The sequence below is a fragment of the Nannocystis bainbridge genome (assembly GCF_028368995.1).
GTDB classification, from domain to species: domain Bacteria; phylum Myxococcota_A; class Polyangia; order Nannocystales; family Nannocystaceae; genus Nannocystis; species Nannocystis bainbridge.
Genome location: NZ_JAQNDL010000002.1, coordinates 1,557,321 through 1,583,416, shown reverse-complemented (window position 1 = coordinate 1,583,416; position 26,096 = coordinate 1,557,321). Strand labels below are relative to the sequence as shown.

The window sequence follows — 26,096 nt, the reverse complement described above, 5'->3', positions numbered from 1 at the left end:
GCAAGTCACTGCACGAGCGGGACGTAGCTGATCCACTCGCCGTCGGCGAGGTCGAAATCGCCGCAGCGCGGCAAGGAACAGTCGATCACGGTGCCGGCGATCCGCGGCTCGTCGACGCACAGCGCCCCGGCGGCGGTCCACACCGCCTCGATGGCGGCCGGCTCGGCGGTGAGGCCGACCGTCCCCTGGACGTTCTCCCACTGGATCGGCGTGCCGTCGACAGTGTAGCTGTGACCGTCTCCGCAGTAGTCGGCGGTGATCATCTTGAGGGTGGCTTGACGCTGGGCGGGGCTGGTCTTGCTGCTCTGCGGGCCGTAGCCGAGCAGCGACAGCTTGGCCGCGGCCGAGCCGGCGCAAGCGATGCTGAACCACTGCCGCTCGGGGTCGGGGCGGACCTCCTTGGCGTCCATGTCGTAGGTCTCGCCGCCGAGGACCAGGGCGATGGGGGCCCGGGGAGAATCATAGGACCCGGTGCAAACATTCCGCTCGATGTGATGACCGTCGATATAGACGAGGCCGTAGGCGTCGACGTCCGGCGCGCCGTCGGCCCAGCGGGCGACGCGATCGTGGGAGGCGATGAGGACGGTCGTCAGCGGCTGACCGGCCATCCCGAGGTGGAGGCGGGTGCCGATCAGGGCGGCGCCGGCGAGCGCGGCGCCGCGGTCGTCGCGGAGGACGAGGGCGTCGCCGACGACATCCAGGCGGTCGTAGCCGGCCGCCGCGGCCTTGGGACCGGGCACGACCTTCAGCAGCTGCAGCCCGTGGCCGTTGGCCTGACCGCCGAGGTGGAGCTCGTGGATCGAGCCGCCGAAGACCTCCGCAGCGTTGAATCCGCACTGCCAGATCGGGCAACTGGAGCCTTTTTCGCCGATTCGTGGATTGGTGACACCAGGCTCTTCGCCTATCAGGGTATTATCAATATCACAGGCAGTGACCGGCCCGCAAAAAGCCGCAGCAACGGCGAATCCATGACAGTTTCTTGATTTCACGACAATCCCTCCACTCCCTCTCTATGCAGTGTCGGGCTGCTTTCAAGCTCGAGCAGAGGCCGGATGTGATCCGTGCCCACACGCGCCGCGTCGGCCGATGTTTCTACGGCGCTGCGCGGCGGTCGCTGCGACGCTGGCCGAGCATGACGTCGAGGGCGCGGATCTCGGCCAGTCGCCACGCGTATTCGTCGCCGCTCTCGAGGTACCAGCGCATCGCGTCGGTGAGCGACACGGCGGCGCGGTCGAGGTCGTCGGCGGCAGGTCGCGGGGCGGCGAGCAAGACGTCGGCGAGCACGACGCGGGCGCGAGCGAGGCGCTGCTCGACGAGGATGTCGCGGGCGGTGGCCCGGGCGGCGACCAGACCGTCGACGGCGGCCCGCAGCGCCGCGGCGGCGCCGTCGCGATCGCCGAGCGCACGCAGGTGCAGGCCGAGCACCAGCTCGAGCTCGGCGGCCTCGCGCTGGCGCCACCAGGAGTCGCCCTGGCGGGTGGCGAGGAACCGCCGCAGCTCGAGGGCAGCCTGGTCGTGATCGCCGCCCTCGAGCGCGGCGAAGCCCCGGATCAGCGCGACGTCGACGCCGCGGATCAGGTCGCCGTCGAACGGTTCACCGTCCAGGAGCGCGGCCGCCTGCCGCAACACTTGCCGCGACTCGTCGGCGTCGCCGGCCTCGCCGGCGAGATAACCGAGCATCGCCAGGCAGCGGGCGCGCGAGGCCGGATCGCCCGGCGAGAAGCGGACCAGCGCGTCGCAGCCGGGCCGCAAGATCCGTCGCGCGGACTCGGGGTTGCGGATGTATGCGCTGGCGGTCAGCCGCGCCTCGATCGTCTGCGGGTGCGCCGGCCCCAGCTCGCGCTCGAAGATCCGCACGGCCTCGGCCAAGTCGTGGGCGCGCGCGTCGCCGTCGTCCTCGAGGATCGCGAGGTTGGTCAGGCTGTAGGCGATCTCGAGCGGGGCGTCGTTGCTGGCCCGCTTGACCGCCAGCGCCTCGGCGTAGAGCTTGCGCGCGCGCTCGACGTCGCCGCTGGCCACCGTGACGACCGCGGCGTTGTTGAGCAGGAGGCCCTGCAGGTGGCCGGGCTTGGGCAGGCGCGAGATGAAGGCGGCGTAGTGGCCGAGGTCCTCGAGCGCGCGCGCGGCCCCGCCGGGCAGGCGGCCGCGCACGAACAACATGTGGGCCATGGCCTCGCCGGCGACGTCGTCGACGCCGGCGGCGAGCGCGGTGTGCAGCGCGGCCTGCAGCATCTCGAACTGCGGCTCGACCATGGCGGTGCGGTTGAGCGAGAGGCGGCCGCGGTTGAGCAAGGCGCGCGCCAGCAGCGGCCTGTAGCCGATGGCCTCGGCGTCGGCGAGCAGGTGGTCGGCGAGCTCGAGGGCCTGCGAGGTGCGGCCGATGTGCTCGAGGCTGACGACGCGGGTGAGGCCCTCCTCGACGTCGGCGACGCGGCGCCGCACGTCGGGGTCGTCGGGCGGGGCGACGTCGGCCTGGAGGGCGACGAGGTCGTTGCAGCGATCGATGGCGGGGAGCTTGTAGGTGAGCTCGAGCGCGTGCACGGCGACGGTCTGGTCGCGCTCGGCCAGCAGCGCGCCGGCCTCGGCCAGGGCGGCCTTGCGCTGGGCCAGGCAGGCCATGCGGCGATCGACGAGCTCGTCCGACTGTTCGCCGCGCCGACGCGCCTCGCAGGCGTCGGCGTGCGCGCTCGACCAGTCGTTCATGTAGAGGTCGAGGCGCTCGTTGACCTGCGGCCACACCTCGTGGATGAAGGCCGGGCCGGCGGCCACGAACGCCTGCTCGGCGGCCCGCCGGCGCTCGCCGTCCCACACGCCGTGGATCTCGGCGGTGCCGTGGCTGCACGGGTCGACCCGCGGTTCCTGCGTCTTGGCGGCGAAGAAGCCGGCGAGGGCCGCGACGCCGGCGACGGCGAGGGCGCCGACGTAGGTGCGACGGCCGAGGACGTGCTTGCGATCGAGCGCGCGCAGCAGGGCGTCGAGGCCGGAGAACCTGTCCTTCGAGTCAGGTCGAAGCCCGCGCAGGACGACGCTGTGGACCCACGCCGGCACCCGCGTCAGCCGCGGCGGGTCGCGCACGTCGCCGCGCGCGACCGCGTGGGCCAGCTCGTGCACGGTGTCGCCGGGGAACGGCAATTGATCGTAGAGCGCCTCGTACAGCGAGACGCAGAAGGCGAACTGATCGGAGGCAGGGCCGACGAGGCGGCCGCTGAACTGCTCGGGAGGCATGTACGCGGGCGTGCCGACGACCTCGCCACCCTGGGTGACCTTTTCGGAGACGGCGTTGCGATCGCGGCTCAGCGAGCCGGTCGAGCGGGTGTGCTCGCCGCTGGCGTCCTCGCCGGTCTGACACAGGCCGAAGTCGAGGACGCGGGCGCGACCGTCCTCGCCGATCATGACGTTGCTCGGCTTGAAGTCGCGGTGCACGAGGCCGACGGCGTGCGCGGCGGCCAGGCCGCGCCCGGCCTGCACGAACACGTCGACGACCTCCTGCCAGGTCCGCGACTTGTCGGCGAGCCAGGCCTGCACGGTGACGCCGCGGATGAACTCCATGGCGACGTAGACATCGGTGCCCTCGGTGCCGACCTCGTGGACGCCGACGACGTTGGGGTGCGCCAGCCGGGCCATGGCCTGGGCCTCACGCAGCAGCCGGAGCTGGGCGCGGGCGCTGTGCTTGGGCTCCTGCGGGCGCAGGACCTTGATGGCGACCTTGCGATCGAGGCGATCGTCGTAGGCGGCGTAGACGACCCCCATGGCGCCGGTGCCGATCCGCTGAAGGAGGATGAAGCGACCCACCCGCCGGCTCAGCGTCGAGGCCTCGCCGGCGCGCGCGAGCAGCTCGAGATCCGGCATCGGCCGGCTCGGGCTGAGCAAGACCCGCACGCGGGCTAGCCGGGCGCCGGAGCCGTCGCTCGGATCGTCGAGGGCGACGTCGGTGAGGACCTCGTCGTCGCCGTCGAGGGCGAGCGAGCGGGCGAGGGCGTCGAGCAGCGACTCCCAGCCGGCGGTGGCCAGGCCGCGCAGGGCGTCGACCTCGGCGTCGCTGGCTTTGCCGTCGCTGAGGGCCCGCTTGAGGGCGCGACGGATCCGGCGCGCCGCCGGCAAGGCGAGGGTGAAGTCGAGGCCGCCGCGGCGAATGGCCCGCTGGACGAAGCCGAGTTCGGCAGAGCCGGCGAGCTCGGCGAGCAGGTCGGCCAGGCGGCGCGCGGCGCAGTCCTCCCGCGCTCCGTCGCGGGCGCTGCTGGCCGGCGGGCGATCGATCATCGCCGCGACGAGGGTGATGACGAGGTCGCTGCGCCCGGCCCGGGGGTGCGCCAGGACGTGCCCGGCGGCGACGCTCAGCAGGACGTCGGGATCGGGCGTGGGCTCCTTGCGGGCGAGCAACCACGCGGCCTGGTCGAGCCGATGCAAGTCGGCGCTGCTGAGCGAGTCACGCGGGCTCGGAGCGGGCAGAGACATCGGGCGGAGCAGCCCTACAGTATGACTCCGGTCACAGGTACGTCCCACTCCGACCCAGCGAGCGGGGCCAGCCTGAAGCCGCGGGGGTGTGAACCGCGTCGCGCACCCAGATGTCGGACAATCCCCTCCGTCTCACGCCCTGGCCCCAGAGCGCCGAGGACGCCAGGAACCAGCCGCTTCACCCCGGATTTCGCTTTTTTCGGGAAGCGATCTCGGCCGCGGCGACGAGTGAGGCCGCTGGACCCCAGGCGCATTTACGCGCGGATGAGCTCGATCCGGGTCAGCTCGGCGGGCGCGCCGACGCGCATCGGCGGGCCCCAGTAGCCGGTGCCGCGGCTGACGTAGATGGCGGTGTCGCGGACGCGGTGGAGGCCGGCCACGAACGGCTGCTGCAGCGGCACCAGGAAGTTGAAGGGGAAGATCTGGCCGCCGTGGGTGTGCCCGGAGATCTGCAGCGACACGCCGTGCTCGGCGGCCTCGTGGACCTGGCGCGGCTGGTGGGCGAGCAGCAGGAGCGGGCGCGAGGGGTCGCGGCCGGCGAGCGCGCCGGCGAGGTCCGGCCCGTGGTCCGGCAAGAAATTGCCGCCGGTGGGGTCGTCGATGCCGGCCACGTCGAGCGCAGCGCCGTCCTTCTCGATGCTCACCCGCTCGTTGCGCAGGACCCGCACACCGAGGGTGCCGAGGTGGGCGACCCACTCGGCGGCGCCGGAGAAGTACTCGTGGTTGCCGGTGACGAAGTAGACGCCGTGCCTGGCCTTGAGGCGGGACAGCGGCTCGAGCAGGTGGCCGAGGCGGGCGACGGTGCCGTCGACGAGGTCGCCGGTGATGGCGACGATGTCGGGCTGCATGGCGTTGGTCTTGTCGACCAGCTCCTCGAGGAAGGCGCGGCCGATGGTGGGGCCGACGTGCACGTCGGTGATCTGGGCGATGACGAAGCCGGCGAACGGGTCGGGCAGGTTCGGCAGCGGGACCTGGACCGGCTTGACGGCGATCGGCCGCATGACCGACCAGATGCCGTAACCGGCGGCCCCGAGCGCGCCGGCGCCGACGATGCCGCCGAATAGGCGGGCCAGGAACTGCCGCCGCGCCGGGTCGGCCGGGGTGCCCGCGAGCCGCTCGATCAGCCACGCGAGCCCGCGGACGAGGTCGGCCGGGATCAGCAGGACGAACAGCAGGAACATCAGCCCGAGCCAGCTGTAGGCGACCCAGGAGATGGGACTGGCGACCTCCCGCGGGAGCGCCCGGCCGGCCATCTGCACCAGCGGGAAGGCGAGGGCGAGCGCGACGATGGCCCAGCCGAGCACGCGCCCCCACGGCGCCGGCCAGCCGATGTCACGCACGAGCCGGGCCCAGAGGTAGTAGTGAATCCCCGCCGATACGGTGAGGACGAGCCCGAGGAACACGAGCATCCGGGGGACCGACATCGCTTCGATCTTTAGCAGGGCGAGCGACCGATCCGACGTGGGTCTGCCCCTGCGGAAGCCGCGCACGCGTGCGCTGGCGCGGCGGGCAGGGGCGGACCTGGCTCAAAAGACAGAGGTCGGACCTGGCCCCACGCGCATCGGGAGGAGGGCTCCGCGAGTCACCGCCGGTTGATCTCGACGAAGGCCGGGGTCCTTTCGAAGGGCACCGCGAGCTGCAAGGGCCATCCTTCGTGCTCGGCCAGCCGGATCCAGCGCGATTTCTTGCGGGCGAGCCTGGCGATGGTGTCGGCGGTGACTTCGTCGAGCGACCGCGAGCCGGCGAGCAGCTTCAGCATGACGAGGTGCGCGAGATCGAGGAGGCTGGCGATCGACACGTCCTCGGCGACGACCAGGGAGAGCACCCGCAAGGTCGGGAGGTCGGCCAGCTCGGCGATGCCGGTCGCGTCGGCCTCGATCTCGAGCTGCGTCAACCGGGGCAGCCGGGCGAGGGGACCGAATCCGTGGCGCTTGCCCTTCAGGTTCAAGCTCGTGAGCCGGGTGAGCGCGGCGAGCGGGGCGAGGTCGCAGTCGGGGGTGACGTCGAGCTGGAGGCTGCGCAGGCGCGTGGCCGCCTCGAAGCCGACGAGGGTGGCGAACGGCCCGGCGTTGCGCAGCCGCAGGTCCTGGCGCCCGGCGAGCAGGCGCCGAGCGAACGCGGGCCCGAGACGCGGCCAGGCGGCGGCCAGAGCCCTGGCAGCGTGGTCCTCGAAGGCGGCGCCGAAGCGACCCTCGGTCTGGCACAGCTCGACGAGCGCGTCGAGCTCGCCGGCCCCACCGGAGGCGCCGCGGACCGCAGCGAACTTGCGCCCGTGAGCCTCCCAGGTGGCCCGCAGGTCGTCGATCTCGAGCTCGAGGATCTCGGCGCAGTAGGGCAGGGCAGCGTCGAAGTCGACGGTGAGCCCGCGACTGCTCGCGCTGCTCAAGTAACCTTCGACGAACTCGATCTGCATGGCCGGGGTGGGATCCTCGGCGTCGAAGGCACAGTAACAGTCCCACGCGAGCTCGCGCAGCGGGTCGACCTCGGGACGCTTCTTCGCCGGGTTCTTCTTCGCGGCGGACTGGTTCGCTGCGAGCTTCTCCGCGGGGCTCTTGGCTGCTGGTTTCTTGGCGGCCTTCTTCGCGGGGCTCGTGGTCGCTGTTTTTTTGGCTGCCGTCTTCGCGGGGCTCGTGGTCGCAGGTTTCTTGGCTGAAGTCTTCGGGGCCTTCTTCGCGGCAGTCTTCTTCGCGGTCTTTGGCACCGGCTGCTTCGTCGGCATCCGCCTCATACTACTGGACATCGAGCGAGCGGGCGTGCTCCTCGCGAGCTTCGATTTCCGTGCGTCCAGGGAATGACATGTCCCAAAGGACATGACCTGAAGGCCATGGGAGCGATCGCGGCCCTGTCCCGCCGATGCGGACGCCCCTCGCGGCGCGAACAAAACGTGGAACCTCTCGCCAGGGACGCTGTCGATGGGCTGCGCGCGCCTCGTGTCACGAGCGCCGCGCCGAGGGGTTGTCATGCGTCGAATTTTGTTCGTGGCTTCGTGCGCGTCGTTCGCGTACGGCGCTTCCATGTCTACCAGCCACGCCGCGCAGTCCGTGGCCGAATGCGTCCAAGTCGAGCCGGAGGCCAGCCCGCGCGGCATGTCGCTGCGGGTGGCCAATCGCTGCGAGGTCAGCGTCCGCTGCGAGCTGCGCTGGAGCGTGCGCTGCGAGGACGACACTTCCGGGACGCCCGCGCGACCGATGAGCCTGGAGGTCCGCCTCGCTCCCGGCCACGCGCGCGAGGTCCTCGCCTCCGGTGAAGCGTGCGGCGAGCGGATCTGGGAGATCACCGACGACGTCTGGGAGTGCAAGGAAGTGCGCTGAACGGGCGCGCGAACACTCCCAGGCGGGAACCATGGATGAGCCCGTCTCCGGCCGGCGCATCCCGTCGCGCCCCGGCGAGCCGGGCCGCGGTCACTCGAGCGAACAGTTGATGAAGCCCATCTCGAGCGGGCGGATCACGTCGAGGACCGTCGTCGACAGCGAGTAGGCGTCGACCGCCGGCGAGTTCAAGCGCATGAACTCGAGCGTCAGCGCCCGACCGTTGGCGGGCGCGGTGATGAGGCGGAGACACAGGTCCAGCGCCGCGCGGGCCTCCGCGTTCATGGCGATCGACACCTTGAACGTCGGCGGCGAGAAGCTCCACTTGCCGCGCTCGCTGACCGTCACGCCGCTCGCGCTCTCGATCTCGAGCACGTCGGAGGCGAACTTCGTCCCGAGCTGCGAGCTGTTGAAGCTCGAGCGCAACTTGAGCCCGCCCGCGTCCTTGAAGGTCACCAGCAGGTCGCGCAGGTCGTTGGCGACCACCTTCGGGGGCAACGTCGTCGACGGCGCGGCAGCACCCGGCGCCGGCGTCGCCTTGGTCCCGCTCAGCGTCTGGCCCGGCGCCGCGCCCGGCGAATCCTTCTTCGCCGATTCCTTCTGCGCCGCCGACACGCTGTAGGACAGCGCCAATCCCCCGGCGAGCGCGAGAGACAGACCGATGAGCATCGGGGCGTGGGAAGCGTGACGGGACCGCATGCTCGATCGTTGTCCCAACTCCGGCCACCGCAATCAACGTGCGGATCCGCCCGATGTCTCCTGCATGCCGCTGCGCGCCCTTGCGCCGCACCCGCGGTTTGCCCGAGCGCGCCGGCGCGGAATGCCCGGCGTCCGCCGCTCGAGCCAGCGTGCTCGACCGTGACGGGACGTCCGATCGAGCACGCTCCGACTGTCGCCGACGACATGGCAGCACTCGAGACGGATCGCGCGATGCCGTCCGACAGCGCGAGCGAAGCGACTCGCTCGCACGGCGCTGTCGACGCCTCTCGGTGCGGGGTGGCCTCTGGACCCTGCGATCGAGACCTGTCAACGAGCGTGCGTCGGTGACATCGACGATCGCAAGGGTCCGCTCATGTCCTGCGCACGCGCTCCTGTCCAGCGCGACGACGGCGGCGCCAGGCCAGGCTCGCGATCACCAGCAAGCCCGCGCCGGGATTCTCCGCGTGGCGACAGCCGCAACCGTCCTCGCTGCCGAAGCCGGGAGGCAGCGCTCCCGCCGACGCTGGGCCGGGGGTGGGGGACGACGAAGACGAAGATGCATCCTCGCTCGTCGCAGAGCCGCTCGTCGGCTCCTCCGCGCCCGAGCTGCTCTCGTTCGTCGCGCAGCTCGGCTCCTCCTCGCCGGGGATGCACAGCGGATCGTCGAGCACGTAGATCTTCGGACCTGTCCCCTGGACCAGCACTGGCAGCGGTCGCAGCGGCGGACCCTCGGGCAGCGCCATCAACAGCTCCGGCGCCCACGTCTCGGTCGCCTCGAGGTCGAGCTGCCACGCCGCGGCGATCGCCGGATCGGTCACCGGACGGCGCGTGCCCTGGTCGATCAGCCAGGTCGTGTCGGGCGCCGCCGGGCTGCGCGCCAGGATCGGCAGCGGTGGCAGATCGGCCCCCTCGGGCAGCGCCGCCACGGCGGCCTCGGGCGCCACGATCATCTGCCAGAACGGCGACAGCTTCCACGCCGCCAGCGACTCCGGATCGACGACCCACCGGCGCACGCCGGTCGGCAGCGGCGGCGGTTCGCAGGCGAAGCTGCCCGGCGACAGCGCCACCTCGGCGGGGGCGCCCTGGCCGTCGTCCTTCGCGTACACGTGCACCTCGTGGCTCGCCCCGTCGCGCAGCGACAGCGGCACCTCGACCTCGAAGCCGTGCGCACACGAGCCGAGCTGCGCGCAGAGATCGTCGCGCGGCACGTCGGCCATCACCTCGACCAGCGTCGCCCCCGGCGCGCCCATCGGCCCGCCGAACGACAGCAGCGCCGCGATCGACTGCTCCGGCGCGTCGGGGTCCTGGGCCCAGCCGACCAAGCTCGCGCAGTCGGCCTTGTCGAGCGAGCCACCCGGCGGCGAGTTGCCGAGGCCCATCAGCTCCTCGTACCCGCCGACCAGCGACATGTACGGCGACACGAACGCCACCCCGACGCCGCCGATGTCCTGGCGGATGTTGAAGTGCAGGTGGATCGACGTCGGCGTGTCGCCCATGTTGTTGGACACCGCGACCAGCCGCTGCCCGGGCACCACCGCGTCGCCGAGCGCCACTTGCAGCGTCGGCACCGCCCCGTGCAGATAATCGAGGCGCTGCCCGTCGACGCTGGTGACGTACACCGAATAACTGCCGATATTGGTCACGTCGCCGGCGCGCCCGGCCACCACCCAGTGCACGTCTTTCTCACAGGTCGGCGGGCGGATGTCCTGGCCCTGATGACCGATGCCCGCCGGGCACAGCGGCATGTCCCAGCTGCGCTTTTCGCAGTAGTTGTCGCGCCACGGATAGGCGTAGTTCTCCGGGTCGCACTGGCTGCCGGGCGGGCCCATGTAGCCGCCGGACCGGTATACCTGCGAGTTCGGGTACGCCGGCCCGTCCTCGATCGGGAACCGCATGCCCGGCGCGTACACCGTGGCATCGGCCAGGCCCTCGCCGGAGCCCGGGATCAAGTCGCCGACCGGCAGATAGAACGGCTCCTGCGCCGCCGCTTCGCCCGCGATCGCGGCGAGCAGGACTGTCCCGAAGAACATGACCCCTCGGACATGCTCCTTGAGCCATGTCGTTCGCCGGCCTTTACGCTGACATGACCGATCGGACATGTGCCACCGCGTCGTCATCGCTCACCTCCGCCGACGAGCACCAGCGCCTCGACCTCGGCGCGCAGCGCTGGCAGAGCGCAGGCGGGATCGCGGGTCGACGCGCACTCGAGGTCGAGGGCGTACGCGGCCCCGTGCTCGATCCACGTCGCCGTCACGATCCCCTCGTTGGCGCTGACGAACCCAGGGACCCCGCGCAGCCGCTCGGGGCCCTCGTGGCGGCCGACGTCGGCCAGCAGCGTCGCCAGGCGCGATCCGTGCAGCGTCAGCGTCCGCCCGGGCGCCGCCGTCGCCAGGCTGAAGCCGAAGCCCGGGCCGTCCGGCGTCCGCGGGCTCGAGATCTGCGGCGGGCGCCACAGCGGGTCGGCGGGCGCGAGCACCGGCACCGGCGAGGCCGCGACCGCTGCCAGCGCCGCGGGGGACAGGCGCGCGCGCGTTCGCTCGTCGCGTGAGGCCGGGTCAGGCCAGGCGATGACGCGCTCGACCCGTTCACCGGCGACCAGGCGCCCGCGAGACGGCGTCTGCGCCGCCACGGTCGTCGATCGCGCCGCGGCGGGCTCCGAGCCCGCGGTCACGTCGCAGGCGGGCAGGGCGGCGCAGAGGGCCAGGGGCAGGACGAGCGATTTCACACGATCATGAAGCGCGCAATTATGCGCCCGTGTCAAGGCCGCCCGGCCGGTCCCTGTCGCGGCCCTCCGACGCTCGCGCCCGGGCCCGAAGATCGCCCGGGGGGCCCGCCGTGGCCCCCTCGCGCCGCGTTCGGCTCTTGCGGAGACGGGGCAGTTCGGCCACCCTCCCGGTCCCGCTCGCATAGCTCAGTTGGATAGAGCGACAGTTTCCTAAACTGTAGGTCCCAGGTTCGATTCCTGGTGCGGGCGCCAGGAACCAGTCCCCCTCAAGGGGGGCTGGACAGTTTAATCGAAGCGGCCGGGCTGGCTGGACTGTTCGCGGAGATCCGCCACGGTCAAGCGCCGGAGGTCGCGCACATGACCGTGGGGGAAGCCACGGCGCGCTGGCTCGCCGACATGGAGTCTCGCGCGGCTCCCCGCGCGGACGGCACGCCGGCCGAGGTCAAGCGGACCACCGTGACGTGGTGCCGCAGCGTGCTCGTGCCCAAGCTGCGGTGCTGCGAGGACCCCGCCGGCTCGATCGCGGACCTGCCGATCGAGCAGCTCAACCCCAAGACCGAGCTCGCCTGGTACGCGCACCTATCGGAGCACCGGGGGGCGAAGGTCGCGTACGCCGCGCTCACGCAGTTGCGCTCGGTCTGCGCCTTCGCGCGACGCCTGGGCTTGCCCGTGGAGACCGTGCCGACCGTCGCGCGGCCGGACGGCGAAACGCCGCCGCAGCCGCAGGCGCCGAGGCCCGGCGCGCAGCCCCGCCCGCGAAAGCCCAAGAACCCGCGGGCGCTCGCGCCCCTCACCATCGCGTCGCCGCTGCGCCTCGCGGCAGCGCATTGGGTCGACAGCTTGGAGCGCCGCGCCCAGCGCAAGGACGCCTCCGAGAAGACCGCCGAGAGCTACGGGTACCTCGAGACCAAGCTGGACGTCCCGGTCGGCGACCCCGAGGGGCGACTGTTTGGCGACATCCCACTCGGCGAGCTCAACGACGAGAACGTGGAGGCGTGGTTTCACTACCTCTCGCCGAAGCGAAACACGCTCGAAGCAGAGAAGGCCCACGAGCTGAGCAAGGGAACGGCCTACCTGCTCCTGCACCGGTTGCGGACGCTGCTCGCGTTCGTGGCGACGAAGAAGCGGATCAAGCTGGGGTTCGATCCGACCGAGAACGTCGAGGCCCGGAACGTCCGCGAGCGGCCAAAGCCCGTGGACGAGACCGACATGGCGCCTCTGCGCGACGCCATTAACTTTCTGCTGATCCAGCGAATCCGCGAAGGGGTGCAGAGGAAACGCACCGGTCCGTCGCTCGCCTACTACGTCGCGCCCGCAGTTGTGGCCCGCCTGCTGCTCTTCAGCGGCGCTCGCATCGGTGAGACCTCGCGGACGGAGGTCGCCGACCTGCGACCCGAGGGGCGCGTCCACCTGCCCGAGACCAAGACCCACGTTGCGCGGATCATCTATCTGGACGAGGAAGCCCGGGAGGTCGCCGCCTTCCAGGGTCGCCTCGTCGGCGAGGGGCCGCTGTTCGACGGGCGCACGCTCGAAGCGTTGGAGACGGCGGTTAACCGCTTCCTCGAGAGAGCTTGTGCGCTCGCGGGGATCGAGCGGCGGACGGCGCACGACATGCGCCACACGTTCACGCATCGAGCACTGGCGTGCAACGTCGACCTGATGGGGATCATGATGGCGCTTGGCCACACGAACCCCCGGACGACGCTCCGCGTCTACGGCGAAGGAGCCGAGAGCGAGGGCGCGAGGCGGGCCGCCGAGCAGGTGGCCGCCCTCGGCATGCGCAAGAGGGGGGCATCGTGACCCGCTGCCCGTGCCGCCCTTACCGAGTGACGTTTCTGGACAGCGCCGAGACGATCGACGCTGCGAGCCCGGAGGCGGCCGCCGAACTCTTCGCCGAGAAACACGAGCTCGGCGACAGCCTCGCTACTCTGCACGTCAACGTGGCCGCCGAGGGCGAGCCGGGTTACATGTACGAGATCAGCGTGCTGCCCGTGCCCCTCTACCGGGCGCGGCGTCTCGCTGGCCCGCTCGCGGCCTTGCCTGAGCTTGAGCCGAAGGACGCTCCGCGGCTGTTCCGTGTCACCGCGCCTAAGCACGGGATCGACGTGGTCCAACGGGCCGAGAGCCCGCAGGAGGCCGCCGAGGCGGTCGCCGATGATTACGAACTCGACGCGGTGCTCGGGCCCGTGGTCGTGACCGTCGCGCCGCCGGGGGGGGCGCCGTCGCGGTTCCGCATTCGGGCCTATCCCGCGGTCGTTTACGAAGCGGAGGCCGAAGGGCCGGACCGCAGCGAGGACGGGGAAAAGCATGGCGCCTGAATGCCCTTGCCGCGTCGTGAGCCTCGAACACCTGATCGACGTGTCGCTATTCGTGACCCACCGGAAGAGCTGCTCATGAACTCCTGCCCCGACAACCCCGAGTGTCCCTATCGCGTCACGATCGCGAGGTTCAAGATCGACGAGATCCGGTTCGCCGAGTCGGCCAGCGCTGCCGCGGTCGAAGTAGCCGAGGATCACGAGCTGCCCGACCTGCACGAGCCGATCGTCGCGGTCGTCGCCGAGGTGCCCGCCGGTCCGCAAGAGCGCTACGTGATCCGGGCGTTCCCCGTGTTGATGTACGAGGCGGACCCCGCCGAGGCGGACCTCGTCGGCGACGCGGACGGCCGTCGGGCAAGCGTCGAGAGCGACCCCCTCACCGCGCCGGCGCGGCTGCCCGGCGACTCACCCGACGGGAGCCCGTGACCATGTGGCCGGAACCGCTGAGGTTGTCCCGCGACTTTTACGCGGCTTGCATGACCGCGCCGGGGGCAAAGGCCGCCCGCGGCCTCGTGCCGCAGGACCATGCGACGATGCGATCCCATTCCGAGGGTGTCGTGCTCGCGGTCGCCGACGGCGTGACCCTCGTGGACGGTCTGGCATCGCATGCGCACGTGGGCGCCTACCTCGCCGCCGAGCTGACGGCGGAAGGGGCGATGGCCGCCCTGCGGCGCGGGGCCGGGCCGTGCGACACGCGGGCGCAAGCCTGCGCGGCGCTTCATCACGGTCTGCATGGGATTTGGAGCGAGCTTCAGCGCGAGACCGCCGCGCGGGCGCTGGCGACAACGATCGTCCTCGCGGTGGTGACGGTCACCTGGACGGCGATCTGGTGCTCGGGCGATGGGGCCTGGGGGATCGTCGCGCCGGCGGCGACCGTCGTCCGGGGCGACGCGACGCGGCACCCGATCGGGGCGGACTTTCAGGCCGTGGCGGGCGAGCGGCTCAACGAGACCCACGTCGAGCTCGCCGCGCTCAACGCTCGCCGGGGCCCGACCGCCGCGGCCCGCGACTTGCGGACGATGCTCTACGCGGACGGGCCCGTCCTCGGCGCGTACGTGGCGACCGACGGCCTACGCCACGAGCCGCCGCTCGCGGAGCGGCTGCTCCGCCCGTTCTGCGGCGACCCGGTCATGGCCCGGGCGCTGCTCACCCGCCCGAACGACTGCGACGACCTCGGAGTCGCGTGGGCCGCCCAGCGGGCAACGTGTGCGGAGCACGCGGAGGCGATGCTGTGATGGTCCGCGCTCCGCTGGTCGCGCGCGGTTGGTGGATGGTCGGCCTCGCCGAGTCGCCCCCGCGGCTGATCGTCGCGCCGCTCGGGCGCTACAGCCCCGCCCACGCGCGCGACCTCGGCGGCGGCGACCGTGGTGGCGACCTGTCCGCGTTCCTCGGCTTGGGCCACGTCGACCTGCAAGCCCCGGGCGCCGCCGAGGCCCTCGCGGGGTGGGGCTGGGTCGAGGTCGGCGGCTCGCCGGCTTGGGAAGTGCCCGCGCCGGTTGCCCCGCGAGCGCTGCTCGTCGGTCGCCGCTCGCCGGCGTTCGTCGGCCGCAACGGCCCGCGGCCGTTCGAGGATAGCAGCGGCGAGCAACTCGCAAGGGCCTTGGGCGTGGGCGAGCTGTCGGCGCTGCTCGGCACCTTCGAGACCGCCTATCACGGCGAGCTGGACCCGGGCCGCCTCCGGGGGCGCCACGTCGTCACGCTCGACCTGGACACGCCGCTCGACGCCGAGGGCGTCGCGTCGCTGGCGGTCCTCGATCGCGGTATGAGCCGGAACGCGATGTCGGCCGGCCTCCTCCGGTCGACGATCGCCGCCCGTCGCGGTCCCGAGCTGTCCGAGGCCGAGGCCGAGGTGCTCGCGCTCGTCGGCGCAGCGGAGAGCGCGGGGGACGGGGCCGTCTCGGCGTCGTTGCGGCGCGCGTGGGATCTGGCGGGCCCGGCGGGCCTGGCCTGGCCCGGGTCGGCGCCTGGATCGGGGTGGCAGCGGCCCGACGACTCGCGCGAGCTGGTGCGGGTGTTCGCGGGCGTCCGCGCCGAGGTGAGGGGGCCGGCCTCGCCGGAGTCCCGCGAGCCGTGGCGGGCGTCGGCGACGAGCCACGGCGCGCTCCGGTCGCGGGAGTGTGCGGATCTGGAGTCGGCGCTCCTCGTCGCCGAGCGGCTCGCGCGGACCCTGGGCGGCATGTCGCCCTGGGAGGAACGCGATGTCGGGCTCGCTGCGGCGTGGCGGTGCGCACAAGTCGAGGGGGGCGCGTGAGTGGTCAAAGGGACAGGTCCGAAGAAGCAGTCGTGGCGGGAGTCGGCGCCCGGGTCGGGCGTCTGGATTCTCGGGCCCGTAGACGGCCCCCATGTGGTCCAAACGCGATCGGTCGCCCCGGGCCCGTGGCCGTGGCTCGTGTGGGGCATCGGCGGCCCGGCGATCGACCTGTCCGCCCGGACACGCCGCGCCGCGCGAGCCTGCGGCGAGCTGGCGCTACGAACCTACGAAAGCAGCAAGCGCCGCCGTCGAACGGCCTCCTCGCCTATCTCCGACTGCGGCTAGCGGACGGCTGGGCCGCGCCCACGCCGTCGTCGATGGCCGAGGATCTCGGGGTGGACAGGTCGACGATTTACCGGCAACTGCGCCGGCTTGAAGCCGCGGGGGCGATCGTCCGCGATCGGCGTCGCGTGGGCGGGCGCCTGATGACCGGGTGGACGCTGGCGGGCGCCTCCGATCCGCTCCGCGCCGCAGAATCGATCGGCGCGGCCGTCCCCGATGCGCCGGGCGAGCGGGTCGCCGCGGTGCGCGTGCTCCGTCACGTGGGGCTCGAGAGGTTGCGCCGCCTGCTCGCGCCGTTGCCCCGGCCGGACCGCGCCGCCGTGCGCTGGTGGACGCGTGACGGGTGGCGGGCGGCCCGGCTCGCCGGCGCCCCGCCCGAGCCCCGGGCGACCGTGACAGCGTCCATGCTCGCCGACCGGCTGCTCGCGCGGCCGTGGTGGCCCCGCGCGGAGGCCCCTCCGTGCTGACCCTGGAGCGAGAGCTCGAGGCGACCCTGGTCGCGCTGCTTCGCGTAGACCGGCGCCGCGGCGAGGCGGCCCTCGTCGCCGCGGTGTATCGCGTCGCCCTCAATCACGCGCGCGCCCTGGCGCCGCGGATCGGCCTCGCCGCGGACGAGGCCGAGGAGGTGGTCGGCGAGGCACTCTTGAGCGCCGCACGCTCGTATCAACCCGACTGCGGTTCGCGCTGGACCACGTGGGCGCGCTGGCGCCTGCGTGACGCGCTGCGCGCTCAAGCGAGGCAATTCGGCGAGGGCGCGGCGCAACCCTGGTGGTCGCGGTCCGAGGAAGATCAGGCGCGCTCGCGTCGGATCGGCCCTGGCGCATGGGGCAGGCGGGGCCGGGGCCGCGATGGCGAAAGCCGCGAGTGCGAGGAACGTCTGGGCGGGCCGCCGGATCGTGACGCCCGGCCGCTCGATGAACGAGTCGAGGACCAGCGTCGCTTCGAGCAGGTGCGGGAGGCGTTCTCGCGACTGGACCCGCGCACGCGCCAGATCGTGCTGTGGCACGCCCACGGGGACACGCCGTCGCAGATGGCCCCCCGCCTGAGCTTGTCGCGTAACTGGGTGATGGTGCTTCGGGCCGCGGGTCTGCGCCGGCTGCGAGCGGCGACGGGGGTCCGATGAGCTGCCAGGCACACGTGCCAACCGAGCGCGCCGTCGTGGGCGCGGTGCTCGTCTTCGGTGCCGCGGCGCTCGATGCCGTGGCGACGCTCCGGCCCGCCGAGGACTTCACCGCGCGCGGCCTCGCGGAGATCGTAATGACCGCCCGCGAGCTTGCGGCGCGCGGGGTGCAGGTCGACCCGGTGACCGTCGACGCCGAGCTGCGCCAGCGCCACCCCAAGCTCGTCGATCTGGTGTACCTGAGTGGCCTCGCCGACGCGTCTGCGCCGCGCGCGACGCTCCCGCGCCACGCCGCCGAGTTGCGGCGGCTGGGTACGCTGCGGGAGCTTCGGTTCGCCGCGCTCGACCTCGCCGAACGCTGCGGGGCGCCCGACGCCGACCCGGCCGAGCTGCGGATCCGGGCGGCTCGCGTGGCCGAGACCCGCCGGGACGGGACCGGCCTCCGGACGGCCCGCGATGCGATCGCCGACCTCTTCCGCGCGTGGAAAGAGGGACCGCCGCCGCGCTTGTCGTGGGGCATCCCGCAGATCGACGAGATGGTCGGCGGGATGCGGCCGGGCAACGTCTACGTCCTCGGTGGGAGGCCAGGGCATGGCAAGACCTCCCTCGCGCTGCAGGTCGCCCGCGCGCTCGCGGTGCCCCGGAACATCCAGCGCGAGCTGGGCGACGATCCGGTGCGGCCGGTCCTGCTGATCGAGCTGGAAATGCCCGAGGCCGAGGTGGTCGAGGCGCTGCTGGCCCAAGAGTCGGGCATCGACGCAAAGAAGGTCGCCGCCCGCATCCTGGACGACGAATCCAGCGACGCGATTTTTGACGCGGCCGAACGGATCGCGGCCGGGCGTCTGTCGATCGACTGCGAGAGCTTCACGATCACGCAGATCGAGGAGCGGGCCCGAGAGTGGCGGCGGCTCAACCCCGACGGGATGGGCCTGATCGTTCTGGACTACGTCCAGCTGGTCAAAGCGACCGAGACGCCGGGCGGCTACGAGCGGCGCGACCTCGAGGTCGCCGAGATCAGCCGAGCCCTCAAGCGGCTGTCGAAGGACCTGGCGATCCCCATTCTGGTGATCGCGGCCCTGAACCGCGCCAGCGAGGCACGTCAAGGGCACCGGCCAGGGCTCGCCGATCTGCGGGAGTGCGGCCGGCTCGAATACGACGCATCCGCGGCGCTGTTCGTGTTCCGTGAAGAGCTCTACTTGATCGATGGCTCGTCCCAGAACCGGCAAAGGCTCGCGGAGGTCGCGGGCACGGCCGAGATCCTGGTCGCCAAGAACCGTCACGGCGCGACCGGGGTGATCCGGCTGGCCTACGTGAAGGCCCTCCGCCGCTTCGCGGTACTGCAGAGGAGATTGTAAGAACATGTCCGAAAAGCCATTCGCGCCCGGTGAGGGACAGGCCGTGAGACTCGGCGGGAAGAAGTGGGTCGTGGGAAAGCGAAACCCCACGGGTGGCTTCGTGATCCGGCCCGCCGCCGGCGACGGGCCGCCGAGGATCGCCGCCGCGAAGGAGATGGCCGCCTGGACCGACGACGCGGTTGACGACGCCCCGCAGTTCAGCCCCCAAGAGATCGAGGCCGCCCTCGGCCGCCCCGTGCGCCTGCCGCCGGAGTGGGTGACGCAGGTGATCGATGACCTGCTCGCGGAGTGGCGGGCCGCCTGGGCGGCGCAGCCGGTCATGCTACGCGGGATCGAGCTCGGGGCCAATCTGGCCGCCGCGATCGCGGCGCGGTGGGTGCTCGAGGCCGATCCCGCCCGGCTCGCCGAGCTGGCCGGCGAGGAATACGAGCGCGAGGATCCCCGGCCCCTGGCGATCGGGATCCTAACCGGCGTCGTGCTCCCCGTGGGCCTGCAGCAGGTGCAGCGCGAGCCCGAACCCTCCGTCCGCCCTGCCTCTTAGTTCATGTCCGGCCGGACATGCTCATGCGAGCACGCGCCGGCGCCTTCAACCCCTAACAGCCTGACCGAAGAGACAGACAGATGAGAGAAGTCCCTACGAATACAAACTTCATCGCTCGCGCCCGTGAGGAGGTGGCGAGCATCCGCGAGGACACCCGGGGCCGGCGTCGATGGACGACGGCCCCGGGCAGGGTCGCCGCGATCGTCCGGTGCCTCCGCGAGTCCGGGGAACAGATCAAAGACTTCGCCCACGCGATCGGCATGCCGCCGTCCTTGCTGAGCCGCTTCGATCGCGGCCTGCGCACGAGCCGGGACCGCGACGCCGGGAGCGAACGCGAGTGGCCGGCGCTGCGCCGGATGGTCCCGCCGCGAACCCACTATCGAACGCGAGGCCGGGGCCGACGTGAGGCGCCGAAGGCCGGTGCCGGAGAGGTGCGCCTGCGGGCGGACAGCTCGATCGAGATCACCGAGTGCAGGCTGATCACCGAGCGCCGGATCGTGCCTTACGGCTCCGCCGAGCACGCCCGCCTGCTCCCTCGGGCGGTCGCCCTTAGCCGGGCCGCAGCGTAAGCGGAGGCCGGGCGCGCGGCCCCCGGGGCCGCAGCGTCCGCCGCTCCAGCGGCGGCAAGCACGCTGGACGCTCGGCGTCGCCGACGGTCATCGAAAGCGCCAAGGCAGGTCGATCGAAGTGGTCCGGCAGCGCGTCGTCCCGTACGGCACCGACGAGCACGTCCGGCTCCTGCCGCTGGCGGTGAGCAGGGCGGCCAAGCGCGCGGCGTAGCGACGCGAAAAGGCCCGCCGGTTTCACTGCGGCGGGCCTTCCGGTTGTCGCCCGTCGCCGGTCGGACGGTACCCGAGCGTCTGAAGTGCTGCGCGCCATTGCGTCGCCGCATACAGAGCCATGAACCCGCCGAGAACGAAGTCGATCCAGGAGACGGGCATCAGCATCAGGACTTCCCTCGTCTTTCCAAATAGTCCGTCTGCAGCCGGTCCCGATGTACTTGCAGAGCCGCTTGCCGCACCTCGTCCGAAGGCGGCTCGACCCCCTGAAATAGCCTTTGAGTCATGCTGCCCAAAGCGGCGTACTTATCCTGCTTAATCAGCTCCTGCACGAGCGCGCTGTCGAGGTTCCAGGCTATGGCCCACAGGCTCTCGCGGACCCGCCCGTTTTTTTGCAGTGCTGCTTCGAGCAGCGTCTCGACCACGGTCAGGTGTTGCACGGCTTCAAAAAAACGCTCATCGTGGGTGGAGAGCATCTGTCGCCGCCAGTTCCGCGTCAAGCCCAGGGCTGCAGGGACATGTCCGAATAGACATTGAGGTTTCTGAGACAGAGTGAATTCGGCGAAGACGGAGCCGTCGGTCGCCGCCGATGAGCGAACCCTTCAAAAAACAGAACGGGCACCCCTCGCGGGTCGGCCACGCTACGCACCACATTTACGTCAATGCCGAGCGCTTGATCCTCGCGCGCGCCCCCGTGGCCGGGGCGCCGCCCGAGCTCGACGAGATCGGCGCGGGGGCCCAGTGCGCGGGCTGCGGGCGAGACATCTTCGAGGTGCTCCAATGGGACGCGGGGCGCGAGCTGTTCGTCTGCGACTGCGGGGAGGCGTACGGGCTGCGCGAGGACGGTTATCTCTCGGAGCGGCCGCGCGAGGACGAGGGGGACGGACCGTGAGCGCGCGGGCGTTCGCCCGTCGTCTCGGCGACTCCTTCTTCGCTGTCGGCGTCCGAGCCTGGCACGTGCTCGGTTGGCTGTGGCGGTGGGTGGTGCTCCCCGCGCGGTGGGTGGCGCTGCCCGCCGCCTGCCTCCTCGCCGTGGGCCTCGCCATGACGCGCGGCCCGTTGATCGGTGCGGCGGTCGCGTCGGCGTTCTTCTTGATCGTCTTGGTCTACGCGATGCTGGTCCAGATGGCGCACGAGGGCGCTCGGGCGGCGAGTCGGTGGCACGAGGGCAGGCGCCGCGAGCTGGAAGCCTCGTACAGCCAGCGGCTGGCCGAGCTGCAGGAAGCGAAGGACGAGATCGCCGCCCTCCGGGCTCAAAGGGCCCGGTTCGCGCTGCAGGTGGCGATCTGCGAAGAGCAGGCACGCGCCCGCGACGCGTAGCGAGCCGGCCGGCTCGCACCGGGACCTCGCCCGCGACGTCGACGCCGGCCCGCTTCGTCGGCTGCGCCGACCTACCGGCCCGGCTCGACGGGCGGGCCGGATCGCTACAGCGTGCCGTTAGGCGGCTTGAGGGGCGTGTCGTCCACCATCGAGCCCTCTGCGGGGCTAAAATTTGGTTCCAGTCCCGCCTAGCGCACGAGAGGCGAGCGGCGAGGAGACGCCCCGCCGGAAGTAGGCGACGGCGTCAATTCGCTTCTCGCAGATAAAAATTTCGCCCAGGAGATAAAAATAGTGCTCCCCGCCGCGGCGGGGAGCCCCATAAGTGGTTGACACCGCACGGTTTCGCGCTCGGATAGATTCGCGGCAAGCCTAGTGCTTTCCGGCGAGTATCCATGTCCGTCGCTCCTGTCCCCCCCGTGCCTTCTCAAGTCCTCTTGAACCTCTATGCAGACTGGATCGAACTGCTCAAGCAGGATCTCCAGCGACGAGGTTACGCCGTGCCCTCGAACGAGCCGGCCGAACAGATCGCGTTCAAGCACGCCAACGTAAAGCTCCGTGACATCGAAGCCATTCCACGTCTGGTGTTGCGAGCGAGCGGCTTCTCATGCCCCCAACAGTACGACGCTGCGCTTCAAGAAATTGCGCGGAAGGCGACAACGGGCGAACCCCTCACCCCGCATCTCAGCAGGCGGCTCCTCGATCTCAACTTCAACGATCGTTTGATCAACGATTGGGGCATCCATCACCTGCATCTCGGGGACGTCGTCGAGGGTGATGGGTTCATCAAGAGGACGGGCCCCTTATTGTTCGCTCTCGTCCAGCCGCAGAGGTTCTTGATGATCGGCATCCTACCCCACGACAGTTGGACCGACGAACATCTGATGGAGACCGTCCTGTCGAACTGGCCAGACGAACTCCAGCGATTCGAAATGAAAGGAGTAATCGGACTGGCGTCCCCCGTGAGCCCGGCCGAACGAGCCAAACTTCGGGCCGCGAACGTCGGGATCCCGCTCCAGTTGTCGAACGGTAAAGTGTATGTGCCGCCTGGAGGAGGTCCGGCGACGTCCGGCATCAGCTCGCGGATTGTGCAGCGTGAAATTCACTGGCGGCACACGCTGCGCAACGTCGAAGAGTTCATCCGAAGCAACCTGCACGTCTTCTCGGCGAGCATGCCTCCGGAAATTCGCTTTGCTGATCCGCCTCACTTCCGTCTGGTCGCTCGTCAAGGGGACACGCTGTGGCTGAGAGAAGAAGGATCGGGCCATCATTTCCGGCTTCCGCTCTCTTGACGCCGAGGTCGGCGACCGCGGCGGTGAGACCCGCCGCCCGGCTCCGTCACCGCCATGAGGGGCCGTCGGCGTAGCAGCCGGCGGGCCCTTCGCCTTACCGTTGGAGCCGCAGGGCGACGTGCGACCGCGTCGCCCTCTTTGGGTACGCGACGCGTTCGAGCTCACCGCGGACGCACTCTTCCCAGCTGTCCGCATTGAACCCCGCCGCCGGCTTGAAGTTGAGCCGCGAGACCTTGCCGCGCCCGGCCTCGATGTCGAGCTCGACCGCGATCACCTTCGGCGCACCCGCACAGCGGTCGCGGATGCCGGCGCGGGCGACTGCCGCGGCCTCGGTCGCCTCGTCGATCGTGACTGGCTCGGGCGGCGCCTGCGGCCGTTCGCGGCGCGAGGCTTTTCGAGACGTCGCGGGCGCGGGCGGGATCGGCGGCGTCTGGCCAAGCGCGGGCGCGGGCAGGCTCGGCTCGAGCGTCGGATCAGCCGCCGGCTCGCTCTCCTCGCGCGACGGCGCGGGCGAGGGCAGGGGCGGCTCGAGCATCAGCTCGGCCGCCGGCGTACTCGCCTCCCGCGACGGCGCCTGCGGGGGCAGGCTCGGCTCGAGCATCGTCTCGGCCGCCGGCGCGCTCGCCTCCCGCGACGACCCGGTAATGAGTGCGGCGCCGAGGACACCGCCGAGCAACACAAGCCCCACGGCGGCGAGCAGGAGCCGGCGCGCCAGCGGACCCCGCGGAGCCGCGGGCGGAGCTGAGGCCGCAGGCGAGGCCGGCGGGTTGGCCTGCGGCCGAGACGGGCGCCCGGGGTCCGCGGGCGTCCGCGTCTCGCGGATCGAGGCGGCGGTGGTGCGCAGGGCCAAGGCGAAAGCGGACATGTTCAACGCGCCAAGCACGTTCAGCGCGCGCTGCTCCGGCTCCGGGGCGAGCACCACGGGCAACACTTCGAGCAGTTCGGACTCTTCGAGGTCGGGCAAACGATCGGCGAGGTACGCCGCGAGTCGCTCGCCGTACTCCTCGCGCGCGCCGGCGTCGAGGATCGCTGATAGCTCGGTCGCGGGCACCTGGGCGCCCGTGATGAGGGAGAACAGCACGCAGCCGAGCCCATACAGATCGCTGAGCGCGGTCTGGCGGCCGCCCCTCGCTACCTCGGGGGGCAGGAACGCCGGCAGCCCGCCCGGCTTGGGCCGGTAGGAGGGGCGCAGGTGCGGCGGCGTGGCGAAGCGCTCCGCCGAGAGCGCGAAAAAGTGGTCCAGCAGGACGCAGTGATTCAGATCGATCACTCGCGCGCGCGGTGGCTGGGCCTCCTCGAGCTCGATCATGAAGTTGCCCGGGTGGACGTCGCCGTGGATGACTCCGCGGGAGTGAGCCAGGGCGAGAGCCTCGGCCACCTGCGCGACGAGCTCGACGGCGAGAAGGAGATCGGGCCGCCCGCGCTTCATCATGTCGCCGAACGTCTCGCCCCGGATCCACTCTTCCACGAGGTACAGCGAGCCGTCCGCCTCCGCGCTGTCGCTCTCGTAGACCTGAGGGAACGCGGTGTGCTGGAGCTTGAACAGCGCGGCGGCCTCGCGCCGGAGCCTGTCGCCCGCCTCGCCCTCCGCCAAGGCAGCCGGGACGATCTTGACGACCACGTCGCCGCCGAGGGCGTGGTGGTAAGCGCGCCAGGTCTGGCCCGTGGAACCCGCGCGCAGCCGCAAGCGAAGCTCGAGACGCCGCTCGAAGAGCTGCGAGGCGGGGCTGGTCGTACACGGGTCGCCCGCCGGGGTCGCGGTGTTGCCGGACTCCGAGTGTGGCGCCGGCTTGCGGTCGGCGGGCACCGGCCACAGGTGACGCGCCGGCCGCATGGCGGGGGTAGGGACCACGTGCGCGCGGGCGGCGTGGAGTCGGCCGCGGAATTCTTCCATCGTCGCGGGGCGAAGGTCTGCCCGCGGATCGCCGGCTTCCCGCACCAACCTGCCCAACGGCTCGGGCACCTGGTCCAGCCCTTCGGGCCACGACTGGGCGGGCAGGTGCGTCAGGAGTCGGTACAGGGTGCGGGCGAGGCCGAACACGTCGGTTCGCGCGTCGACGACCTCGGCCGCCTCCGGCGGCATGTAGCCGGGCGTCCCGAGCGGCACTCCGGCGACTGTCGGGTGCCGCAGCGGGGTGAGCTCAAGCGACGCGCTCGCGGTGAGCTTGGCGAGCCCAAAGTCGATGAGCTTTGCGACCTGGTCTTTGGGCTAGATGATATTCGACGCCTTCACGTCGCGGTGGAGCACGCCCGCCCGGTGCATGTAGGCCAAGCCCTCGGCGACCTGCACGCCTATCCGGCAAACGGTCTCGGCGTCCAGCCGAGCGTCGCCGCTGCACCACTCCACAAGCGGACGCCCATCGATAAGAGCGGTGACGATGTACAGCAGTCCCTCGGGCGTGCTGTCGGTGTCGATGAAGTCGGCGAGGTGCGTGTGCCGCAAGTTGGCGAGGAACTTGGCCTCGCGCTTGAACCGCTCGACGCGGGCGGGGTCGACGTGGATCTCAGGGTGAAGGAGCTTCACCGCCACAGGAGCGCTCCCCCGGCTGTCGTGCGCTCGGTAGATCGTCGAGGTCGTGGTCTGAGCCAGCACCCCCTCGAGGCGGTAGCGATCGGCGAGGACACGGCCGGTATGGTCGTCCCGAGGTGTCGGCGGGCGCGACGGGTCGCTCCATTCCAAGGCGCGGCGGGGCATGGCCGCCAGCCTGCCGTCGACCTCGCGGCGTCGTCAACGGTCGGCTCAGGCGGGGATAGACAGCGCGGGGCCAGTCGGCGATGACATGGCCATGCCCGCCCGCGCCGCGCTCGTGTCCCTGGTGCTCGCCGGTCCTGGCCTCGCCGCGCCGCCCGTCTCGCCGCTGTCGCCCGAGTCGGACAACGCAGCGATCTTCGCGGCCATCGTGGCAGCGGATCCTGCAAGTACAACGACGCCGGCGTCGGTCGAGGCGCTCGTCGCCGCGGCGACCCTCGCCGAGAAGCGGCTCGCCGTGGCGGAAGATGCCGACGCCGTCGCCGAGTTGCTCATGTACGCCGGCGCCGCCCGGCGGCTCGCGGCGCAGCGGGTCCCCGGCGACGCCCGGCTGCACCTGTGCGCCATGCTGGCCGACGCGGAGTTGGTCCTGCAGCGCAGCCCGCCGCCCCCGGCGGAGGTCGCCGACCCAGCGGGCGGGCTCAAGGCCGAGGCGCTCGACGGGCTCAAGGACGTAGAGTGCCCGCCGGCGGTCGCCGTCCAGCCCGAGCCGCAGAAGGAGCCAGCTCCGGAGGGCCCGGCCGCCCCGCCGGCGAGTCCCCCCCCGCCTCGGCCCTCTGTGGCTCGCCTGGCGGTCGGTGGAACGCTTGCGGGGCTGACCGCGCCCTTGGTCGTCGGCATGGCCGCGAGCCTCGTGGCGCGCCGCAACGCGGGCGAGGACATCGACGCGATCAACGCGGCTTACACGGGGGCCGAGCGACCTCCGACCGACGCCGAGCTCGCCGCGGGGGTCGAGGCGAACGACCGCTACCGGCGCCTGGGACCTCTCGCCCTCGGCCTCGGCCTCGCCGCCGGGGCGAGCCTCGCCGCCGGCCTGGCCGTCCTGCTTGCGCGCCCGCGCGCACACTCACGCGCGCGACTTCGCGCCACGGGCGCCGCGTTGGTGTATCAATTCTGACGGAGGCTCC

Annotated in this window: 27 protein-coding genes and 1 tRNA gene; 17 read left to right on the top strand and 11 right to left on the bottom strand. The window is 71.7% G+C overall.

The window, feature by feature from the left end:
* Positions 1-5 precede the first annotated feature (5 nt).
* Complete coding sequence (locus POL25_RS23910) at positions 6-740, bottom strand: ADYC domain-containing protein (protein ID WP_272088461.1); 735 nt, start codon at positions 738-740, stop codon at positions 6-8.
* Between the two features lie 21 nt (positions 741-761).
* Between POL25_RS23910 and POL25_RS23905 the strand changes: the two genes are divergently transcribed.
* The gene (locus POL25_RS23905) at positions 762-983 is read left to right on the top strand and encodes a hypothetical protein (RefSeq protein WP_272088460.1); all 222 of its coding nucleotides are present in this window, start codon (positions 762-764) and stop codon (positions 981-983) included.
* A 109-nt stretch (positions 984-1,092) separates the two neighbouring features.
* On the opposite strand, the gene POL25_RS23900 is transcribed toward POL25_RS23905, so the two are convergent.
* From POL25_RS23900 to POL25_RS23890, 3 genes are all read right to left on the bottom strand, one after another.
* The gene (locus POL25_RS23900; RefSeq protein ID WP_272088459.1) at positions 1,093-4,455 is read right to left on the bottom strand and encodes a serine/threonine-protein kinase; all 3,363 of its coding nucleotides are present in this window, start codon (positions 4,453-4,455) and stop codon (positions 1,093-1,095) included.
* Positions 4,456-4,709: 254 nt separating this feature from the next.
* Positions 4,710-5,879: a metallophosphoesterase gene (locus POL25_RS23895; protein ID WP_272088458.1), complete on the bottom strand. Its 1,170-nt coding sequence runs from the start codon at positions 5,877-5,879 to the stop codon at positions 4,710-4,712.
* Positions 5,880-6,037: 158 nt separating this feature from the next.
* On the bottom strand, positions 6,038-7,174 hold the full coding sequence (locus POL25_RS23890) for a leucine-rich repeat domain-containing protein (protein WP_272088457.1): 1,137 nt from the start codon (positions 7,172-7,174) through the stop codon (positions 6,038-6,040).
* A gap of 295 nt (positions 7,175-7,469) precedes the next feature.
* Between POL25_RS23890 and POL25_RS23885 the strand changes: the two genes are divergently transcribed.
* Positions 7,470-7,766: a hypothetical protein gene (locus POL25_RS23885; RefSeq protein ID WP_272088456.1), complete on the top strand. Its 297-nt coding sequence runs from the start codon at positions 7,470-7,472 to the stop codon at positions 7,764-7,766.
* A gap of 90 nt (positions 7,767-7,856) precedes the next feature.
* Here the strand turns inward: POL25_RS23885 and POL25_RS23880 are convergent, their stop codons facing one another.
* The 3 genes from POL25_RS23880 to POL25_RS23870 form a co-directional block, all read right to left on the bottom strand.
* On the bottom strand, positions 7,857-8,432 hold the full coding sequence (locus POL25_RS23880; protein WP_272088455.1) for a hypothetical protein: 576 nt from the start codon (positions 8,430-8,432) through the stop codon (positions 7,857-7,859).
* Positions 8,433-8,833: 401 nt separating this feature from the next.
* The gene (locus POL25_RS23875; protein ID WP_272088454.1) at positions 8,834-10,492 is read right to left on the bottom strand and encodes an MYXO-CTERM sorting domain-containing protein; all 1,659 of its coding nucleotides are present in this window, start codon (positions 10,490-10,492) and stop codon (positions 8,834-8,836) included.
* A gap of 83 nt (positions 10,493-10,575) precedes the next feature.
* Positions 10,576-11,187: a hypothetical protein gene (locus POL25_RS23870; RefSeq protein WP_272088453.1), complete on the bottom strand. Its 612-nt coding sequence runs from the start codon at positions 11,185-11,187 to the stop codon at positions 10,576-10,578.
* 175 nt (positions 11,188-11,362) lie between these two features.
* Between POL25_RS23870 and POL25_RS23865 the strand changes: the two genes are divergently transcribed.
* The 11 genes from POL25_RS23865 to POL25_RS23815 all read left to right on the top strand — a co-directional run bounded on the left by POL25_RS23865 (position 11,363) and on the right by POL25_RS23815 (position 19,620).
* Positions 11,363-11,439, top strand: a tRNA-Arg gene (locus POL25_RS23865).
* Positions 11,440-11,544: 105 nt separating this feature from the next.
* On the top strand, positions 11,545-12,987 hold the full coding sequence (locus POL25_RS23860; protein ID WP_272088452.1) for a tyrosine-type recombinase/integrase: 1,443 nt from the start codon (positions 11,545-11,547) through the stop codon (positions 12,985-12,987).
* A 26-nt stretch (positions 12,988-13,013) separates the two neighbouring features.
* The gene (locus POL25_RS23855; protein WP_272088451.1) at positions 13,014-13,505 is read left to right on the top strand and encodes a hypothetical protein; all 492 of its coding nucleotides are present in this window, start codon (positions 13,014-13,016) and stop codon (positions 13,503-13,505) included.
* Between the two features lie 75 nt (positions 13,506-13,580).
* Positions 13,581-13,928 (top strand): hypothetical protein, encoded by a 348-nt coding sequence (locus POL25_RS23850; RefSeq protein ID WP_272088450.1) that lies wholly within the window; start codon positions 13,581-13,583, stop codon positions 13,926-13,928.
* Positions 13,929-13,930: 2 nt separating this feature from the next.
* Entirely contained in the window at positions 13,931-14,737 is an 807-nt protein-coding gene (locus POL25_RS23845; RefSeq protein WP_308477900.1) for a protein phosphatase 2C domain-containing protein, read from the top strand.
* Positions 14,737-15,753 carry a hypothetical protein gene (locus POL25_RS23840; RefSeq protein WP_272088448.1) on the top strand — a complete coding sequence of 339 codons (1,017 nt, stop codon included), beginning with the start codon at positions 14,737-14,739 and terminating at the stop codon, positions 15,751-15,753. Before POL25_RS23845 ends, POL25_RS23840 begins: the two co-directional genes overlap by 1 nt.
* The gene (locus POL25_RS44970) at positions 15,720-16,502 is read left to right on the top strand and encodes a helix-turn-helix domain-containing protein (RefSeq protein WP_373372105.1); all 783 of its coding nucleotides are present in this window, start codon (positions 15,720-15,722) and stop codon (positions 16,500-16,502) included. The genes POL25_RS23840 and POL25_RS44970 overlap by 34 nt, the downstream gene beginning before the upstream one ends.
* Positions 16,496-17,158, top strand: a complete 663-nt coding sequence (locus POL25_RS23830; RefSeq protein ID WP_272088446.1) for an RNA polymerase sigma factor — start codon at positions 16,496-16,498, stop codon at positions 17,156-17,158. The genes POL25_RS44970 and POL25_RS23830 overlap by 7 nt, the downstream gene beginning before the upstream one ends.
* Positions 17,159-17,172: 14 nt before the next feature.
* The gene (locus POL25_RS23825; RefSeq protein WP_272088445.1) at positions 17,173-18,510 is read left to right on the top strand and encodes a replicative DNA helicase; all 1,338 of its coding nucleotides are present in this window, start codon (positions 17,173-17,175) and stop codon (positions 18,508-18,510) included.
* Positions 18,511-18,514: 4 nt separating this feature from the next.
* On the top strand, positions 18,515-19,051 hold the full coding sequence (locus tag POL25_RS23820; RefSeq protein ID WP_272088444.1) for a hypothetical protein: 537 nt from the start codon (positions 18,515-18,517) through the stop codon (positions 19,049-19,051).
* Between the two features lie 131 nt (positions 19,052-19,182).
* Positions 19,183-19,620 (top strand): hypothetical protein, encoded by a 438-nt coding sequence (locus tag POL25_RS23815; protein ID WP_272088443.1) that lies wholly within the window; start codon positions 19,183-19,185, stop codon positions 19,618-19,620.
* Between the two features lie 234 nt (positions 19,621-19,854).
* Here the strand turns inward: POL25_RS23815 and POL25_RS23810 are convergent, their stop codons facing one another.
* Positions 19,855-19,998: a hypothetical protein gene (locus POL25_RS23810; RefSeq protein ID WP_272088442.1), complete on the bottom strand. Its 144-nt coding sequence runs from the start codon at positions 19,996-19,998 to the stop codon at positions 19,855-19,857.
* Positions 19,998-20,306 (bottom strand): hypothetical protein, encoded by a 309-nt coding sequence (locus POL25_RS23805; protein WP_272088441.1) that lies wholly within the window; start codon positions 20,304-20,306, stop codon positions 19,998-20,000. Before POL25_RS23805 ends, POL25_RS23810 begins: the two co-directional genes overlap by 1 nt.
* 113 nt (positions 20,307-20,419) lie before the next feature.
* On the opposite strand from POL25_RS23805, the gene POL25_RS23800 reads away from it, so the two are divergent.
* The 3 genes from POL25_RS23800 (at position 20,420) to POL25_RS23790 (ending at position 22,439) form a co-directional block, all read left to right on the top strand.
* Entirely contained in the window at positions 20,420-20,722 is a 303-nt protein-coding gene (locus POL25_RS23800) for a hypothetical protein (protein ID WP_272088440.1), read from the top strand.
* The gene (locus POL25_RS23795; protein WP_272088439.1) at positions 20,719-21,150 is read left to right on the top strand and encodes a hypothetical protein; all 432 of its coding nucleotides are present in this window, start codon (positions 20,719-20,721) and stop codon (positions 21,148-21,150) included. Before POL25_RS23800 ends, POL25_RS23795 begins: the two co-directional genes overlap by 4 nt.
* 416 nt (positions 21,151-21,566) lie before the next feature.
* Entirely contained in the window at positions 21,567-22,439 is an 873-nt protein-coding gene (locus tag POL25_RS23790; RefSeq protein WP_272088438.1) for a hypothetical protein, read from the top strand.
* A gap of 94 nt (positions 22,440-22,533) precedes the next feature.
* On the opposite strand, the gene POL25_RS23785 is transcribed toward POL25_RS23790, so the two are convergent.
* Together POL25_RS23785 and POL25_RS23780 are read right to left on the bottom strand one after the other, a co-directional pair.
* Complete coding sequence (locus POL25_RS23785) at positions 22,534-24,546, bottom strand: protein kinase domain-containing protein (protein ID WP_272088437.1); 2,013 nt, start codon at positions 24,544-24,546, stop codon at positions 22,534-22,536.
* A 102-nt stretch (positions 24,547-24,648) separates the two neighbouring features.
* Positions 24,649-25,134, bottom strand: coding sequence for a protein kinase domain-containing protein (locus tag POL25_RS23780; protein ID WP_272088436.1), 486 nt, complete (start codon positions 25,132-25,134; stop codon positions 24,649-24,651).
* Between the two features lie 91 nt (positions 25,135-25,225).
* On the opposite strand from POL25_RS23780, the gene POL25_RS23775 reads away from it, so the two are divergent.
* The gene (locus tag POL25_RS23775; protein ID WP_272088435.1) at positions 25,226-26,086 is read left to right on the top strand and encodes a hypothetical protein; all 861 of its coding nucleotides are present in this window, start codon (positions 25,226-25,228) and stop codon (positions 26,084-26,086) included.
* Positions 26,087-26,096 lie beyond the last annotated feature (10 nt).